Origin of the sequence: Bacillus sp. V59.32b (assembly GCF_003429085.1) — a bacterium.
Classification (GTDB): domain Bacteria; phylum Bacillota; class Bacilli; order Bacillales; family DSM-1321; genus Peribacillus.
On sequence record NZ_QVTC01000094.1, the window covers coordinates 1 to 15,445 of the forward strand.

The 15,445-nt window shown below is 44.4% G+C and carries 14 protein-coding genes and 1 other annotated feature; of the genes, 11 read left to right on the forward strand and 3 right to left on the reverse strand.

The annotated features are described in order from the left end of the window. Nucleotides 1-111: 111 nt before the first annotated feature. On the reverse strand, nucleotides 112-486 hold the full coding sequence (locus tag D0463_RS17630; RefSeq protein ID WP_117308679.1) for a sigma-w pathway protein ysdB: 375 nt from the start codon (nucleotides 484-486) through the stop codon (nucleotides 112-114). A 111-nt stretch (nucleotides 487-597) separates the two neighbouring features. On the opposite strand from D0463_RS17630, the gene D0463_RS17635 reads away from it, so the two are divergent. The 3 genes from D0463_RS17635 to D0463_RS17645 all read left to right on the forward strand — a co-directional run bounded on the left by D0463_RS17635 (nucleotide 598) and on the right by D0463_RS17645 (nucleotide 2,993). After that, nucleotides 598-1,092, forward strand: coding sequence for a dUTP diphosphatase (locus tag D0463_RS17635; RefSeq protein ID WP_117308680.1), 495 nt, complete (start codon nucleotides 598-600; stop codon nucleotides 1,090-1,092). 51 nt (nucleotides 1,093-1,143) lie between these two features. After that, entirely contained in the window at nucleotides 1,144-2,229 is a 1,086-nt protein-coding gene (locus tag D0463_RS17640; protein WP_117308681.1) for a M42 family metallopeptidase, read from the forward strand. A 164-nt stretch (nucleotides 2,230-2,393) separates the two neighbouring features. Then, on the forward strand, nucleotides 2,394-2,993 hold the full coding sequence (locus tag D0463_RS17645; RefSeq protein WP_117308682.1) for a YflT domain-containing protein: 600 nt from the start codon (nucleotides 2,394-2,396) through the stop codon (nucleotides 2,991-2,993). Nucleotides 2,994-3,015: 22 nt separating this feature from the next. Here D0463_RS17645 and sspI read toward each other — a convergent pair whose 3' ends face one another. After that, nucleotides 3,016-3,228: a small acid-soluble spore protein SspI gene (gene sspI / locus D0463_RS17650; RefSeq protein WP_117308683.1), complete on the reverse strand. Its 213-nt coding sequence runs from the start codon at nucleotides 3,226-3,228 to the stop codon at nucleotides 3,016-3,018. A 124-nt stretch (nucleotides 3,229-3,352) separates the two neighbouring features. Between sspI and D0463_RS17655 the strand changes: the two genes are divergently transcribed. The 3 genes from D0463_RS17655 to pheT all read left to right on the forward strand — a co-directional run bounded on the left by D0463_RS17655 (nucleotide 3,353) and on the right by pheT (nucleotide 8,100). Then, complete coding sequence (locus D0463_RS17655; protein ID WP_117308684.1) at nucleotides 3,353-4,108, forward strand: TrmH family RNA methyltransferase; 756 nt, start codon at nucleotides 3,353-3,355, stop codon at nucleotides 4,106-4,108. Between the two features lie 91 nt (nucleotides 4,109-4,199). Then, nucleotides 4,200-4,551, forward strand: a binding site (T-box leader). Between the two features lie 54 nt (nucleotides 4,552-4,605). Further along, a complete protein-coding gene (gene pheS, locus D0463_RS17660; protein WP_117308685.1) occupies nucleotides 4,606-5,643 on the forward strand; it encodes a phenylalanine--tRNA ligase subunit alpha in 1,038 nt (345 codons plus the stop codon). Between the two features lie 42 nt (nucleotides 5,644-5,685). Continuing rightward, on the forward strand, nucleotides 5,686-8,100 hold the full coding sequence (gene pheT, locus D0463_RS17665; RefSeq protein WP_117308686.1) for a phenylalanine--tRNA ligase subunit beta: 2,415 nt from the start codon (nucleotides 5,686-5,688) through the stop codon (nucleotides 8,098-8,100). Between the two features lie 27 nt (nucleotides 8,101-8,127). Here pheT and rnhC read toward each other — a convergent pair whose 3' ends face one another. After that, nucleotides 8,128-9,096 (reverse strand): ribonuclease HIII, encoded by a 969-nt coding sequence (gene rnhC, locus D0463_RS17670; RefSeq protein ID WP_117308687.1) that lies wholly within the window; start codon nucleotides 9,094-9,096, stop codon nucleotides 8,128-8,130. Between the two features lie 140 nt (nucleotides 9,097-9,236). Here rnhC and zapA point away from each other — a divergent pair, with 140 nt between their 5' ends. The 5 genes from zapA to D0463_RS17695 all read left to right on the forward strand — a co-directional run bounded on the left by zapA (nucleotide 9,237) and on the right by D0463_RS17695 (nucleotide 14,741). Then, nucleotides 9,237-9,497 carry a cell division protein ZapA gene (gene zapA, locus D0463_RS17675; protein WP_117308688.1) on the forward strand — a complete coding sequence of 87 codons (261 nt, stop codon included), beginning with the start codon at nucleotides 9,237-9,239 and terminating at the stop codon, nucleotides 9,495-9,497. A gap of 4 nt (nucleotides 9,498-9,501) precedes the next feature. After that, nucleotides 9,502-10,050 (forward strand): CvpA family protein, encoded by a 549-nt coding sequence (locus tag D0463_RS17680; RefSeq protein WP_117308689.1) that lies wholly within the window; start codon nucleotides 9,502-9,504, stop codon nucleotides 10,048-10,050. Nucleotides 10,051-10,201: 151 nt separating this feature from the next. Further along, entirely contained in the window at nucleotides 10,202-11,923 is a 1,722-nt protein-coding gene (polX, locus tag D0463_RS17685; protein ID WP_117308690.1) for a DNA polymerase/3'-5' exonuclease PolX, read from the forward strand. Nucleotides 11,924-11,952: 29 nt separating this feature from the next. Beyond that, nucleotides 11,953-14,307 carry an endonuclease MutS2 gene (locus tag D0463_RS17690; protein WP_117308691.1) on the forward strand — a complete coding sequence of 785 codons (2,355 nt, stop codon included), beginning with the start codon at nucleotides 11,953-11,955 and terminating at the stop codon, nucleotides 14,305-14,307. Between the two features lie 26 nt (nucleotides 14,308-14,333). Continuing rightward, nucleotides 14,334-14,741 (forward strand): DUF350 domain-containing protein, encoded by a 408-nt coding sequence (locus D0463_RS17695; RefSeq protein ID WP_117308692.1) that lies wholly within the window; start codon nucleotides 14,334-14,336, stop codon nucleotides 14,739-14,741. The last annotated feature ends 704 nt before the right edge of the window (nucleotides 14,742-15,445 follow it).

The window sequence follows — 15,445 nt, forward strand, 5'->3', positions numbered from 1 at the left end:
CGTCCGCGGAAAGCGAGTAGATTCCATGACCATTTGAAAATCAACAATGGAATTTAACAAAGCCTTAAATAAAAACGCTTGGATTCCCACGTCCAAGCGTTATCTACATGCTTATTTAACTTTGTTAAGGTGATTTTTCCACTCTATTTTCGCGTTTGGATAGTGTTGGTTGATCGCGGATTCTATTTTCAATAGTTCTTCTTGATCCACTTCATGAAGAACTGAGGGATCTTTTAGCCAGATGGAGATGGAAACGACCTCGAAGGAATGGTTCGGGGTACTTAAATATTTTTCGCCCTCAAAGAGGATACCGCGATAGGTGAGCAGGAAATTCTTCCGGGCATTTGAGATGTCATCGAGAAAATAAAATTTCCCTTGCGCATGGGCAAGCTTGAGCTTGTGTTTGGGGTTTAGAAAATACCTGATAGCAGAATATATTAAAAAAATAATCAAAGCGAAAATGAACAATCTCATGAATAAGACCATAGGCACACCTTCTTATATATACTCGTTATTTTCTATATACGTTCCTCTTTTTAATTAGTTTCAATTATTTGATATAATTTCAGGGAGAGAAAAATAGAGAGTAGTGATGATATGGATACAGCTAAATTATTTGAAATGCAGGCAGCGCTAGACCGGTATATTGAGTCAGGGCATGATTTGGGCAATGAGGACTTGGTGGACAGAAAAATCCTCGCCCTTTTAGTGGAGCTCGGTGAATTGGCGAATGAAACAAGATGTTTTAAATTTTGGAGTTTGAAAGGACCATCTGTGCTCGAAACAATCTTAGAGGAATATGTTGATGGAATTCATTTTATCCTGTCGCTTGGTAACGAAGGAGGCTTTCAGGAAACTGTCTCAAAAATATCATCAAACGGCGCCAGTAGGACGGATTTAACCGCCCAGTTTTTGACTTTGTATGAGACGATTACTGCCTATCGCGCAAAGCAAAAGCCGGAAACGTACCAGAAGGTGTTTACCGAGTATATGAATCTTGGAGAATTGCTTGGCTTTACGGCAAACGATGTGGAAACGGCCTATTTAGAAAAAAATCGGGTCAATTACGAAAGGCAAAGACAGGGGTATTAATATCCATTGTGTATAATAATAGTAATGGAATATATATAAGGAGGCATTTTGGTGACGAAATTAGATGAGACGTTAACGATGTTGAAAGATCTTACTGATGCCAAGGGGATTCCCGGCAATGAGGGCGAAGTAAGAGAGGTAATGAAAGAATACATAACACCTTATGCGGATGAAATGATTACAGATGGCCTGGGAAGCTTAATCGCGAAAAAGAGCGGGCAGGAAAACGGCCTGAAAATTGTCGTAACCGGACATCTCGATGAAGTCGGCTTTATGGTGACCCAGATTGACGATAAAGGATTTTTACGTTTTCAGCCTGTGGGCGGGTGGTGGTCTCAGGTTATGCTTGCACAACGCGTGACAATTGTTACTAGAAAAGGGGATATCACCGGTATCATCGGCTCCAAGCCGCCTCATATCCTTACAGCGGAAGCCAGAAAAAAACCGGTGGAGATCAAGGATATGTTTATCGATATCGGTGCAACGAACAAGGAAGAAGCTGAGGATTGGGGAATTCGTCCGGGAGACATGGTTGTACCTTATTTTGAATTTACGGTCATGAACAACGAAAAGATGCTGTTAGCAAAAGCATGGGATAACCGTATCGGCTGTGCGATTGCCATTGACGTATTAAAACAATTGCAAGAAACAAATCATCCAAACGTCGTGTATGGTGTCGGGGCCGTCCAAGAAGAAGTGGGACTTCGCGGGGCACGTACTTCCACCTTTAAAATTCAGCCTGACATTGGTTTTGCGGTGGATGTCGGTGTTGCGGGGGATACTCCGGGTGTTTCGGAGCGCGAGGCCCAAGGGAAAATGGGCAAGGGTCCGCAAATCGTCATTTATGATGCATCCATGGTATCACACAAAGGTTTGAGAGATTTTGTAACGGACACAGCGGATGAACATAATATCCCCTATCAGTACGAGGCCATGCCGGGAGGCGGAACAGATGCTGGCTCGATTCATGTAACAGCGAATGGTGTGCCGTCACTTGCCATCACCATTCCGACAAGATACATCCATTCTAACGCTGCCATGCTCCACCGCGATGATTATGAGAACACCATTAGATTGATCGTGGAAGTCATTAAAAAGCTTGATCGTGAAACGGTGGATAAGATTACATTTGAATAATTTTTGCAAAATGGGCCTCTTAACTAATAGGCCCATTTTTAATGCGTATAGATAATCAGGAAATGATTATTATCGTCTTTTCCCCGTTTAAGAGAACACGAGAAGGGTATATTTTATACATAACACTAAACATTACGCTAACCCGATGAAGGAGGAGCTTAAATATGGAAAAGACAGTATATGGAGTTTTTGAATCAAGCCATGAGGTTATGCAAGCTATTAATGCTCTTAAGGCGAAAGGTTACGACGGAGATGATATTACCGTTGTCGCGGACAAGGAAGAGAAACTGGAATTTGCCGATTATAACCAAACTGCAGATGTGAAAACCGCAACCACTACAACAGAAGAGGACTCGTTCATGGATAAGGTGATGAGATTCTTTATGAATGAAGGAACGACAAACCTTGAGGACAGGCTGGGAGATTACGGCTTCTCGGATACTGAAGCTTCGGAATATGTGAATGACGTGGAAAACGGCAAGATTTTAGTCTTGCTAGATTCTGATAAAGACCGGGCTGTCCGGGAGAGCTTTTATTCGGACCATCCTTCTCCACCGATTTTTGAAACGGAAAGAATGACCGGAATTGATACGTCCGGATTAACGAATAATCCGGACCCTAACTTGTTCCCTGATGGAACAGCGGCAATTAAGGAGACAACTGGTGACCTGGCAGGAAAAGAAGGTACACAATTAGATGAAGACGGAAATCCGATCGTCTATGATGAACAATTGAAAAACAGAATCGATACGGACAAGTTGTAAAAAAAGCAATAGCCGCCAGCGGCTATTGCTTTTTTAAAGCATTTTCCAGGGTTTGGAGCATCTCATCTCTTTCTTGTTCGGATGCATGCTGCCAGATTACTTCAAATAGAACGCCCAGACCGGGAAGCATTTTTTCTTCGCCGTTTTCGATCGCATCAACAATCGTATCTTCAAGCTGTTCCTGGGTATTGCCAGAAACGTTGTGGATAATCGCAGTTCGAAGATTTAAGTTCATTGTCTTTCCTCCTAATAAATCATGATTGACTCATATGACTATCATTTCACGATTCGGCATGTATTATGTATCTGGATTACGTTATAATAGGGAAATCAGTGAAGGAATGAAGGAGAGTCCACCGTTGAAGTATATTGAAAGTGCTAAAAATCCAAAGGTTAAGCAATGGAAAAAGCTCTTAACGAAAAAAGAACGTGATAAAACAGGCCAATTTTTAGTCGAAGGCTTCCATCTCGTTGAAGAAGCGTTAAACGAAGGCAATCTTGTCCTGGAAGTCATTGTAGGTGAGGATACAGAATTACCCGTGCATTTCAAGCTTGAAGGCATAGAAGTGATTTATGCGGCAAATGATGTCCTGAAAGCCATTTCCGATACCGAGACACCCCAAGGGATTGCGGCGATTTGTGAACAAAGAAACGTAACCTTTGCAGATATTAATCCGGAAAAGGTGCTGATTATTGACGCGGTTCAGGATCCCGGTAATATCGGCACGATGATCCGGACGGCGGATGCCGCCGGAATAGATGCTGTGATCCTGGGAGAAGGCTGTGCCGACCCTTACAACCCGAAGGTGATCCGTTCAACACAGGGCAGCTTGTTTCACATGCCGGTGATAAAAGGAAATCTAGTCGATATGATTGACCAGCTAAAAAACAGGGATATCCCGGTGTATGGCACGGCGCTCGAGAATTCGGTGCCTTTTGAACATGTGAACAAAACTCAATCATTTGCTTTGCTTGTGGGCAATGAAGGGCAGGGTGTAAGTATTGACCTGCTTACTAAAACGACACAAAACCTGTATATCCCGATTTACGGAAAAAGTGAATCATTGAATGTAGCGATAGCGGCTGGGATATTATTGTATCATCTTCGAAAATAGGAACAAATAATAAATTCATTCATATAAATACCAAAGTGAAAATTGAAAATGAAATGAAAGTATACTATAATAAAACATACATTTTTATAAAGGAAAGACGTTGACAGAGAAGAGTAGCTTAAGCTATCCGTTACAGGGAAAAAATGCCCCGACTGCAAGCATTTTTACGGCGCTGTTTAAGTGAATTCACCTCTCGAGTCGGCATCGGGATGATTGCGCGCAATCGAAAGATGCATCGGTGAAAAACCGTTATCGAAATGAAGCGGGCACAGTTTTTTTAAAAAGCAAAGATGTCTTAACTAGTCGGGGGCCGCAGGATGCGGGTCAGGACGACGTTACGATTGAAGTGGCGATCATAGTCGTACTTCTTTTGACCAAGGCTCTTGCGCTTTTCTAATGTGCCAATAAGGGTGGTACCGCGATACATATACCTCGTCCCTTTTAGGGAGCGGGGTTTTTTTGTGTTCACTTAAATAACTTTTCAAGGAGGAATTAACATGCAGGAACGTCTACATGAACTGCAGGAAGAAGCGCTGGAGAAGGTTGCGGCGGCTTCTGATTTGAAAGCTTTGAATGATATTCGTGTAGCTTACTTAGGAAAAAAGGGTCCGATTACCGAGGTGCTCCGTGGCATGGGTAAGCTTTCCGCAGAAGAACGTCCAAAAATTGGTGCCTTGGCAAACGAAGTTCGCGAGGCAATTGCGGCTAAAATCGGGGGGAAACAAAACGCTCTTGAAGCGGCGGCAGTCAATGAAAAACTTGCAACAGAAAAGATTGATGTTACATTGCCGGGGCGTCCCGTCAAAAGAGGGAACCATCATCCGCTGACAAGAATCGTCGAGGAAATCGAAGACTTATTCATCGGGATGGGTTATACAGTCGCTGAAGGCCCTGAAGTGGAAACAGATTACTACAACTTCGAAGCCCTCAATCTTCCAAAAGGGCACCCGGCGCGTGATATGCAGGATTCCTTTTATATTACGGAAGAGATCTTAATGCGCACTCACACATCTCCTGTACAGGCAAGAACTATGGGGATGCATGAAGGCAAAGGGCCGGTTAAAATCATCTGCCCTGGCAAGGTATACCGCCGTGATAATGATGATGCGACACATTCTCATCAATTTATGCAGATTGAGGGGCTGTTGGTCGATGAAAACATCCGCATGAGCGACCTTAAGGGAACGCTCGAAGTATTTGCGAAGAAAATGTTCGGCCAGGACCGGGAAATTCGGCTTCGTCCAAGCTTCTTCCCATTCACTGAACCATCTGTAGAAATGGATATTTCTTGCAAGATCTGCGGCGGATCAGGCTGCAATGTTTGTAAAGGTACCGGCTGGATTGAAATTCTAGGCGCTGGCATGGTTCATCCAAATGTTCTTGAAATGGCAGGATTTGATCCTAAGAAATATTCAGGATTTGCTTTTGGTATGGGCGCAGAACGTATTGCGATGCTGAAATATGGCGTGGATGATATCCGTCATTTCTATACAGACGACATTCGTTTCCTGAAACAATTTCAACGTCATGAGTAAACCATAAAAACAAAAACGTAATTTCCTTAAGGAGGACCAACCATGTTTGTTTCCTATAAATGGCTGCAGGATTATGTGGATCTTTCCGGCATTACTGCGGATGAGCTTGCCGAAAAGATCACCAAAAGCGGCATTGAAGTCGAAGGGGTAGAAAAGAAAAGTGAAGGCTTGAAAGGTGTCGTCATCGGCCACGTTTTGGAACGGGAACAGCACCCGAATGCTGATAAATTAAATAAATGCCTTGTTGATATCGGCCAGGATGAGCCCGTGCAAATCATCTGTGGCGCACCGAACGTAGATAAAGGCCAGAAAGTAGCGGTGGCAACGGTCGGTGCTGTCCTGCCTGGCAATTTCAAAATCAAAAAAGCAAAGCTGCGCGGCGAAGAATCTCACGGAATGATCTGTTCGCTTCAGGAGCTTGGAATTGAAGCAAAGCTGGTGGCGAAAGAATTTTCCACGGGCATTTATGTGTTCCCGAATGATGCGAAAGTGGGCGAGGATGCTCTCGAATACCTTGGTTTGAATGATGAGGTGCTCGAACTCGGACTCACTCCGAACCGGTCTGATTGCTTAAGCATGCTTGGCGTAGCATATGAAGTTGCCGCGATTCTCGGGCGTGAAGTGCAGTGGCCAGAAATCATTTCTTCTGAGGCTGGCGAAAAAGCTTCAGACTATATTAGCATAAAAGTGGACGCGAAAGAAGATAACCCGCTGTATGTAGCAAAAGTGATTAAAAATGTGAAAATCGGACCTTCGCCGCAATGGATGCAAGCGCGTCTCATGGCAAGCGGGATTCGGCCTCATAATAATATTGTCGATATCACGAACTATATTTTGCTGGAATACGGACAGCCGCTCCATGCGTTTGATTATGAGCGCATCGGTACGAAGGAAATTGTTGTCCGCAGAGCAAATGATCAAGAGAAAATCACGACACTCGACGATGCGGAAAGAACATTGTCCCAGGATCATTTAGTCATAACAAACGGCAAGGAACCAATCGCCTTAGCTGGTGTCATGGGCGGAGCTAATTCAGAGGTTGGCAGCGATACGACAACCGTTGTGCTGGAAGCGGCTTATTTCGCCGGAGCGGTTGTAAGAAAAGCTTCTAAGGATCACGGACTGCGCAGTGAAGCGAGCGCACGCTTTGAAAAGGGTGTTGATCCGAATCGAGTCCGCCAGGCAGCCGAACGCGCAGCTGACTTAATGGCCCGATACGGAGGCGGAACGGTTCTAGCGGGTGCTGCAGAAGTGGATACACTGACAATCGAACCTGCCGTTGTTTCTGTTACCCTGGATAAAATCAATGCGCTTCTCGGAACAGAGCTTGCGGTTTCAGAGGTCGAGAATATATTTAAAAGATTACAATTCGAGGTAAGTTTGGAACAGGACGAATTTACGGTAACAGTTCCAACCCGTCGCGGCGATATTACCATTGAGGCAGACTTAGTTGAGGAAGTGGCTCGCTTGTACGGCTATGATAACCTTCCAACAACGCTGCCAATTGGGGCTGCCATACCGGGAAAGCTTACAGCCTATCAGCAAAAACGACGCCAGGTACGTAAGGTGCTCGAAGGCGCAGGCCTTTACCAGGCGGTCACTTATTCATTAACGAGTAAAGAAAAAGCATCCCAATTTGCTTTGGAAAAACAAGAATCGATCAGCCTTGCGATGCCGATGAGTGAAGAGCGCAGCCAGCTCCGCTTAAGCATCGTTCCACAGCTTTTGGAAGTGCTCAAGTATAATATTGCCCGCCAGAGCGAATCGGTTGCGCTTTATGAAATCGGCTCAGTATTCTTGAAAAGAGATGGAGCTGACCTGCCTGAGGAAAGAGAGCATTTGGCAGGAGCTATAACCGGCTTATGGGAGTCTCACCTGTGGCAGGGCGAAAAAAAACCGGTAGACTTTTTCGTGGCCAAAGGTGTGTTAGAGACTGTTTTTGGTACATTGGGACTGACAGATAAAATCGTATATCGCCAGGCAGAGATCGAGGGCATGCATCCAGGGCGTACAGCTGAGCTTCTGCTGGATGATGAAGTGATTGGCTTCATCGGCCAGGTTCATCCAATCGTTCAAAAAGAACTCGACTTAAAAGAGACATATGCTTTCGAGCTTTCATTCAAAGAGCTTGGTGAAGCGGAAACAGGGCCAATCCAGTATGAAACGATTCCCCGTTTTCCATCGATTACCCGGGATATTGCCCTTGTGGTAGACAAGGAAACGGTCGCCGGAGACATCCAGAAGATGATAACAGAAGCCGGTGGCAAGCTATTGAAAGAAGTGGGCGTTTTCGATTTATATGAAGGCGAACGCATGGAACCAGGCAAGAAGTCCATTGCTTATTCTCTTAAATACTTTGATCCGGAGCGTACACTCACAGACGAAGAGGTAACAAAAGCTCATGATCGAGTGTTGCACGCAGTGAAGGAAAAAGCGGGCGCGGAGTTGCGCGGCTAAACTAAAAGGTGACAGAAACCATCCACTTTATGGATGGTTTCTGTCACCTTTATATTTTTTCTGATAAATCCCCTTCGCTTTTTCCGTATTCGCAAAGTGCACCTTCGTAAATTCATTCAACGCTGAAATTCCTCTTTCATGGATCAGCCGGGCGGCAGCCTCATCGACAGCTGGGCCAGCACCTTTTGGAATGGTGAATCCGGCTTTTTCACTTAATGTTTCAAAACGCTTCACAAATGCATAGCGGGCCAGAATGGAAGCGGCGGCAACACCGACATGAATTCCCTCGGCTTTTGTACTTAAATATATGGAGTCTGACTTGAACAGCTCCTGGCCTTTTAAATAGTTGAAAAAGATATCCGGCTGGGCAAATTGGTCGATCAGTACAGCTTCAGGTGTTTCAGGAGAAATCTTATCGATCACATGCTTAATAGCTTGATTATGCAGCAAAGCTTTCATCTTTCCTTGGGACATTCCTTTTGCTTGCATCGTATTATATTTGGGGTTATCGCAGACAAGCAGGCTGAATGGCACGACATGCTTGATTTGGGAAGCGATCTCGATAATCTGTGTATCTTTTAAATTCTTGGAATCCTTTACGCCGAGCTCCTTCAATAAAGGGATATGCTCTCTCTTGGCATAAACCGCCACCACGGTCATCGGGCCGAAGAAGTCCCCCGTCCCCACTTCATCAGAGCCAACAACAGAGAGTTCTCCAATATTGGCAGGGGGTGAGTAGCGGTGCGTTTTCACCGAGGAAACCTTGGCTGCGGTCTTATTCGCGGCAGAGGCAGGAGCTGACCATTTTCCGGCTTCTGCATCAGAAGCTGCCCCCTGAAACAGCACTTTACCTGATTTATAAGCGGTAATCATACAATTTGCTGGTTTCGCGGCAAATAGGCTTCCGGGCGGCGTTTTTTCTACTAGACTGGCAGCATAATACTTTTTCATTTCTTCCATTTTACTTGGGCTGAGAACTAATACGACGTTGGACATATACGGCAAAACTCCTTGCTTATATAATCGCATGTTGCGAAAGTTTAAAAAAAGTTGCTAATGGTACCATCACTCTTTCACGTCGAAAAGGTTCATGGTATGATATAGATTAGGATTGTTTAGATTGGGGGCATATCATCTTGTCAGGCGATAGAAAAAATAAAATTACAGTAGATATATATGGACAACAATATACCATCCTGGGTGAAGAAAGCTCCAGCCATATCCGCCTTGTCGCATCCATGGTTGATGACAAAATGCGAGAGATCAGCTCCATGAACCCAAAATTGGATATTAGCAAGCTGGCTGTTTTGACAGCGGTGAATGCCATGCATGAGTATTTGAAATTAAAAGATGAGATTGACCAGCTAGAACTTGAATTAAAGAATATAAAGGACTGAGTACATGCTTGATTTGGCAATAATAGCCATCCTTGTGATCGGGTTTCTGATCGGATTAAGGAGAGGCTTCATTCTTCAATTGATTCACCTGACCGGCTTTGTAGTCGCATTCATTGCCGCTTATGTATATTACGATGAACTGGCACCAAAGCTGAAGCTGTGGGTTCCATACCCAACATTTGGCGATTCTTCGGCCATCAAAACCTTTTTTGACGGTACCGGTCTTGATATGGCCTATTATAATGCCATCGCATTCGCCATCATTTTCTTTGCGGCGAAGATCCTTTGGCAAATGATTGGCTCAATGCTAGATTTCATCGCCCACCTGCCAATCCTGAAACAACTGAATCGATGGGGCGGCGGCATCTTGGGCTTTCTTGAAGTATATCTTATCATGTTTATTGTATTATACATAGCCGCCCTTGTGCCAATTGGTTCGATTCAAGGAGCAATGAACAACTCGTTCCTGGCAGAGGGAATGGTAAAAAATACTCCGTTTCTATCGGAAATGGTAAAAGAACTCTGGTTCCAATACATGGAGCCTCCTAAGTAAAAGATGCAGGGCCACTCTCTATTATCCGGCAGTAACGTGCAGGTACAGATAGAGAGCGGCCTTGTTTTATAGGTAAGCGGACTGAAACTTTATCATGAATCAAACGTATTAGAATAGATGGAAATAAAATACCAAATAGCAGGTGAATACAATGGCTGTAAATAAAAAAGATGTGATTAAATTACTTGAACGGATTGCGATATATATGGAATTAAAGGGGGAGAACCCTTTTAAGGTTTCTGCCTTCCGAAAGGCAGCTGCCGCTCTCGAAACGGATGAGAGAAGCCTGCCCTCCATTGATGATTTTACCGCCTTAAATGGAATCGGCAAAGGAACGGCCGCTGTGATAGAAGAGTATATCAGAGAAGGAAAGTCTTCGGTTTTAGAAGAACTGCAGGAGGAAGTGCCAAGAGGACTTATCCCGCTCCTGCAGCTTCAAGGTCTTGGCGGAAAGAAAATCGCCAAGCTTCATAAAGAATTATACGTTAACGATGTCCACGATTTAAAACTTGCTTGTGAAGAAGGAAAGGTAAGAGAACTAGCGGGTTTTGGCAAAAAAACCGAAGAAAAGATCCTTGCTGCGATTGAGGAAGCAGGCTCAAGGCCGGACAGGCTTCCACTTGCATTCATGATGCCAATTGCTGAAGATATTGAGGCACGACTTGAAAACATGGACGATATAATCCGATATTCAAGAGCAGGAAGCATCAGGCGGATGAGAGAGACGATAAAGGATCTTGATTTTATTATATCGACAAACGATCCAACGTCAGTAAAAGAACAATTGCTTGCTCTACCCGACGTTAAACAGGTGATTGCGGCGGGAGAGACAAAAGTGTCTGTCACCCTAGGGTTTCAGTACGATGTCTCGGTGGACTTTCGCATGGTGGAAGACAAAGAATTTATTACAACCCTTCATCATTTCACCGGTTCTAAGGATCACAATGTCCGAATGAGGCAGTTTGCCAAAGAAAAGGGAGAGAAAATCAGTGAATACGGTGTTGAGGTGGCAGAAACAGGCGAAGTGTTGACCTTCGATAAAGAAGAAGATTTCTTTGCTCATTTTGGCCTGCCGTTCATTCCACCTGAAGTTCGTGAAGATGGTACAGAGGTGGACCACTTTAATGAAGCCGGAAAATTGGTTTCCTTGGCTGACATTCAAGGGGATTTGCATATGCATACTACATGGAGCGACGGCGCCCATTCAATTGAAGAGATGATCGAAGCCTGCAGAGCCAAAGGCTATAAATACATGGCCATCACCGATCATTCCCAATATTTAAAGGTAGCAAACGGACTCAGTGTCGAAAGACTGCGTGAACAAAAGAAAATCATTCATGAACTGAATCATAAATATGATGATATTACGATTCTGTCCGGAATCGAGATGGACATCCTTCCTGACGGTTCGCTTGATTACGATGACGAGTTATTGGCAGAACTGGACATCGTTATCGCTTCGATACACTCCAGCTTCACTCAGCCGAAGGAAACCATCATGAAACGGTTAAAAAATGCTTTGGATAATCCTAATGTCGATATTATTGCCCATCCAACGGGAAGAATAATCGGTAAACGCACAGGGTACGAAGTAGATATGGACATGCTGATCGAACTGGCAAAAGAGACGAACACGGCGCTTGAGCTGAACGCCAACCCTAATCGCTTGGATCTGGCCTCACCCTATCTAAAAAAGGCCCAGGAAGCGGGTGTTTCTATCGTCATCAATACGGATGCCCACAGTATAGATATGCTCGAACATATGAACGTCGGAGTCTCTACCGCTAAAAAGGGCTGGATTAAACATGAATCCGTCTTGAATGCAAAAGATACCGACGCCCTGCTTGCCTTCTTAAAGAGAAACGACGCATGATTACTAACAGTTAGGAGGAACTTCACTCCATGCATGATAAAGTGTTAAAAACATTGGAGTTCGATAAAATTAAAGAACATCTTTTAGCGTTCACTTCCTCAGGAATTGGGAGGGAGAAGGCGCAGCAATTAAAGCCTTCTTCAGATCTGGAAGAGGTTATCAAGTGGCAGGATGAAACGGATGAAGCGGCAAAGGTCATTCGCCTGAAAGGAAATGTGCCGCTCGGCGGGATATTTGATATTCGTCCTCATGCAAAGAGAGCGCAGATTGGCGGGATGTTAAGCCCTCAGGAATTGATGGAAATCGCAAGCACGATTCGCGCTGGCCGGATTCTCACTCGTTTTTTTGAAGAGATGGGGGAAGAAGAACAGGAACTGGACTTGATCAATGAATATATAAGCGGCCTTGTTCCGCTGCAGGAGCTGCAGCAAACGATCACCGGGTGCATCGGCGAACATGGTGAGGTACTTGATTCGGCAAGCGAAAAACTGAGGACGTTGCGCAATCAATTGAGAACGAATGAAAGCCGGGTGCGCGAGAAACTGGAAAACATGATCCGTTCTTCCAACGCCCAGAAAATGCTTTCTGACGCGATTATTACGATCCGGAATGACCGCTTTGTCATCCCTGTCAAACAGGAATATCGAAGTAGCTACGGCGGTATCATCCATGATCAATCATCATCAGGACAAACCTTATTCATTGAACCGCAGGTCATTGTCCAGTTGAACAATGTCCTTCAGGAAACCCGAGTAAAAGAGCAGCAGGAAATCGAGCGGATTTTGGTAGAATTGTCAGCGGCGGTCGCAGAACATACCCATGAATTGCTCGGAAATGTGAAGGTGCTCGCACATCTGGATTTTATATTTGCTAAAGCAAAATACGCAAAGGACATCAAGGCTTCTAAGCCTGCTTTGAACAATGAAGGCAGGGTGAAGCTGTTTAAAGCAAAACATCCGCTTATACCGGCGGGTGTAGTGGTTCCTAATGATATTTATCTTGGAGAAGATTTCACGACGATTGTCATCACAGGCCCTAATACAGGCGGTAAGACGGTTACACTAAAAACGATCGGTCTCTGTACGTTGATGGCACAGGCCGGTCTTCAAATACCCGCGCTCGATGGGTCGGAAACGGCTGTTTTTCAATCTGTTTTTGCAGATATTGGAGATGAACAATCCATTGAGCAAAGCTTGAGTACGTTTTCGTCTCATATGGTAAACATTGTAGAAATCCTAAAAGCTGTCGATCATGACAGCCTTGTCTTATTTGATGAACTGGGTGCAGGAACGGATCCTCAGGAAGGAGCCGCGCTCGCCATCTCCATTCTTGATGAAGTATACAGCCGGGGCGCACGAGTTATTGCCACCACCCACTATCCCGAGTTAAAGGCATACGGATATGACCGTTCGGGCGTAAGTAATGCCAGTGTCGAATTTGATGTGGAATCGCTTAGGCCAACCTATAAATTATTGATTGGTGTACCGGGGCGAAGCAATGCATTTGAGATTTCCAAACGGCTTGGTCTGAACGATGCTGTCATCGAAAATGCACGCAGCCATATCAGTGCCGATACAAACAAAGTGGAAAACATGATCGCTTCCTTGGAAGAAAGCAGACGCCAGGCTGAACAGGATAGACACGAGGCTGGCGATTATTTGAAACAGGCCGAAAAACTTCATAAAGATCTTCAAAAGCAGACCATGGATTATTATGAAGAAAGAGATACCATGATGGAAAAAGCCGCAGACAAAGCAGCTAAGCTAGTGGAAAAGGCGAAAGAAGAAGCGGAAGAAGTCATCTCCGATTTACGCAGGATGCGGTTAGAACAAAATGCACAAGTAAAAGAACACGAATTGATCGATGCAAGAAAACGGCTGGAAGAGTCTGCCCCAGCGGTGAAAAAATCAAAGAAAATCCAGAATGTGAAAACCGACCGTACCCTGCAGCCGGGTGATGAAGTAAAGGTCATCTCTTTCAATCAAAAAGGTCACCTGGTTGAGAAGGTTTCTAATCATGAATGGCAGGTTCAAATGGGGATTATGAAGATGAAAGTAAAAGAAACTGATTTGGAATTCACAGCCAGTCCGAAACCAAAAGAGGTTAAGCATCTTGCTACGGTCAGAGGAAAGGATTATCATGTCAGCCTTGAGCTTGATCTGCGAGGCGAACGTTACGAAAATGCCCTTTCAAGGGTCGAAAAATATATCGATGATGCTTTGTTGGCCGCATATCCCCGCGTATCGATCATTCATGGTAAAGGAACGGGCGCGTTAAGGCAAGGCGTCCAGGAATATTTGAAAAATCACCGTGCAGTAAAACGGGTACGGTTTGGTGAAGCAGGTGAAGGCGGTTCAGGGGTAACCATTGTTGAATTCAAATAAGCCTCAGATCCGGGGGAGCTAAAATTATGGCGAATTTTTGGGAAAATGAGTATGTTTATATAGCAGCCTATTACAGTGTCGTGGTTTTATGTATTTTTGTATTTTTAGCGGTATTCGAACTGGTCACGAAATATAGAAACTGGGAAGAAATTAAAAAGGGAAACCTGTCAGTTGCCATGGCCACCGGCGGAAAAATATTTGGAATCTCAAATATATTCCGTCATTCAATCCTGCAGCATGATTCTTTACTGACAATGATTGGCTGGGGAATATACGGATTCTTCTTGTTGCTGGTGGGATACTTTTTGTTTGAGTTTTTAACCCCTGGCTTTAAGATTGATGAAGAGATAGAGAAGGATAATCGGGCGATAGGTTTGATATCGATGATCATTTCCATCGGATTATCCTATGTAATTGGTGCGGGCATTTCGTAATAGAATAAAGGGGAGATTTTTTTTGGAGAAACTCGCTAAAATCTTGCTGGTGCTGTCCGGCGTTTTTATACTGGTGGGAATTATATATCTATTTGTACTATAGAATTACAGAAACAGTCTGCTTGAATGGCAGGCTGTTTTTTCTAATTTATGAGCGATGAGCCGGATATATGAGCGATGATCCAAATATATGAGCGATGATTCAAATATATGACGATGACCCAAATATATGAGCGCAGTCCGGGAAATATGAGCGATTATCCAAATATATGAGCGGTGTCCGGGAAATATGAGCGATGATCCAAATATATGAGCGATGCCCGGGAGATACGAGCGATGATTCAAATATATGAGCGATGATTCAAATATATGAGCGATGATCCAAATATATGAGCGGTGTCCGGGAAATATGAGCGATGATCCAAATATATGAGCGATGTCCGGGAAATATGAGCGATGAGCCGGATATATGAGCGATGAGCCAGATATATGAGCGATGAGCCGGATATATGAGCGATGATCCAAATATATGAGCGGTGTCCGGGAAATATGAGCGATGCCCGGGAGATATGAGCGATGATTCAAATATATGAGCGATGATCCAAATATATGAGCGGTGTCCGGGAAATATGAGCGATGATCCAAATATATGAGCGATGATCCAAATATATGAGCGATGCCCCGGATATATGAGCGATGATCCA

Bases quoted from the DNA above. Each gene is read 5' to 3' on its own strand.
- D0463_RS17630 (WP_117308679.1), bottom strand. From the start codon at position 486: ATGGTCTTATTCATGAGATTGTTCATTTTCGCTTTGATTATTTTTTTA.
- D0463_RS17635 (WP_117308680.1), top strand. From the start codon at position 598: ATGGATACAGCTAAATTATTTGAAATGCAGGCAGCGCTAGACCGGTAT.
- D0463_RS17645 (WP_117308682.1), top strand. From the start codon at position 2,394: ATGGAAAAGACAGTATATGGAGTTTTTGAATCAAGCCATGAGGTTATG.
- sspI (WP_117308683.1), bottom strand. From the start codon at position 3,228: ATGAACTTAAATCTTCGAACTGCGATTATCCACAACGTTTCTGGCAAT.
- pheS (WP_117308685.1), top strand. From the start codon at position 4,606: ATGCAGGAACGTCTACATGAACTGCAGGAAGAAGCGCTGGAGAAGGTT.
- pheT (WP_117308686.1), top strand. From the start codon at position 5,686: ATGTTTGTTTCCTATAAATGGCTGCAGGATTATGTGGATCTTTCCGGC.
- rnhC (WP_117308687.1), bottom strand. From the start codon at position 9,096: ATGTCCAACGTCGTATTAGTTCTCAGCCCAAGTAAAATGGAAGAAATG.
- D0463_RS17680 (WP_117308689.1), top strand. From the start codon at position 9,502: ATGCTTGATTTGGCAATAATAGCCATCCTTGTGATCGGGTTTCTGATC.
- polX (WP_117308690.1), top strand. From the start codon at position 10,202: ATGGCTGTAAATAAAAAAGATGTGATTAAATTACTTGAACGGATTGCG.
- D0463_RS17690 (WP_117308691.1), top strand. From the start codon at position 11,953: ATGCATGATAAAGTGTTAAAAACATTGGAGTTCGATAAAATTAAAGAA.
- D0463_RS17695 (WP_117308692.1), top strand. From the start codon at position 14,334: ATGGCGAATTTTTGGGAAAATGAGTATGTTTATATAGCAGCCTATTAC.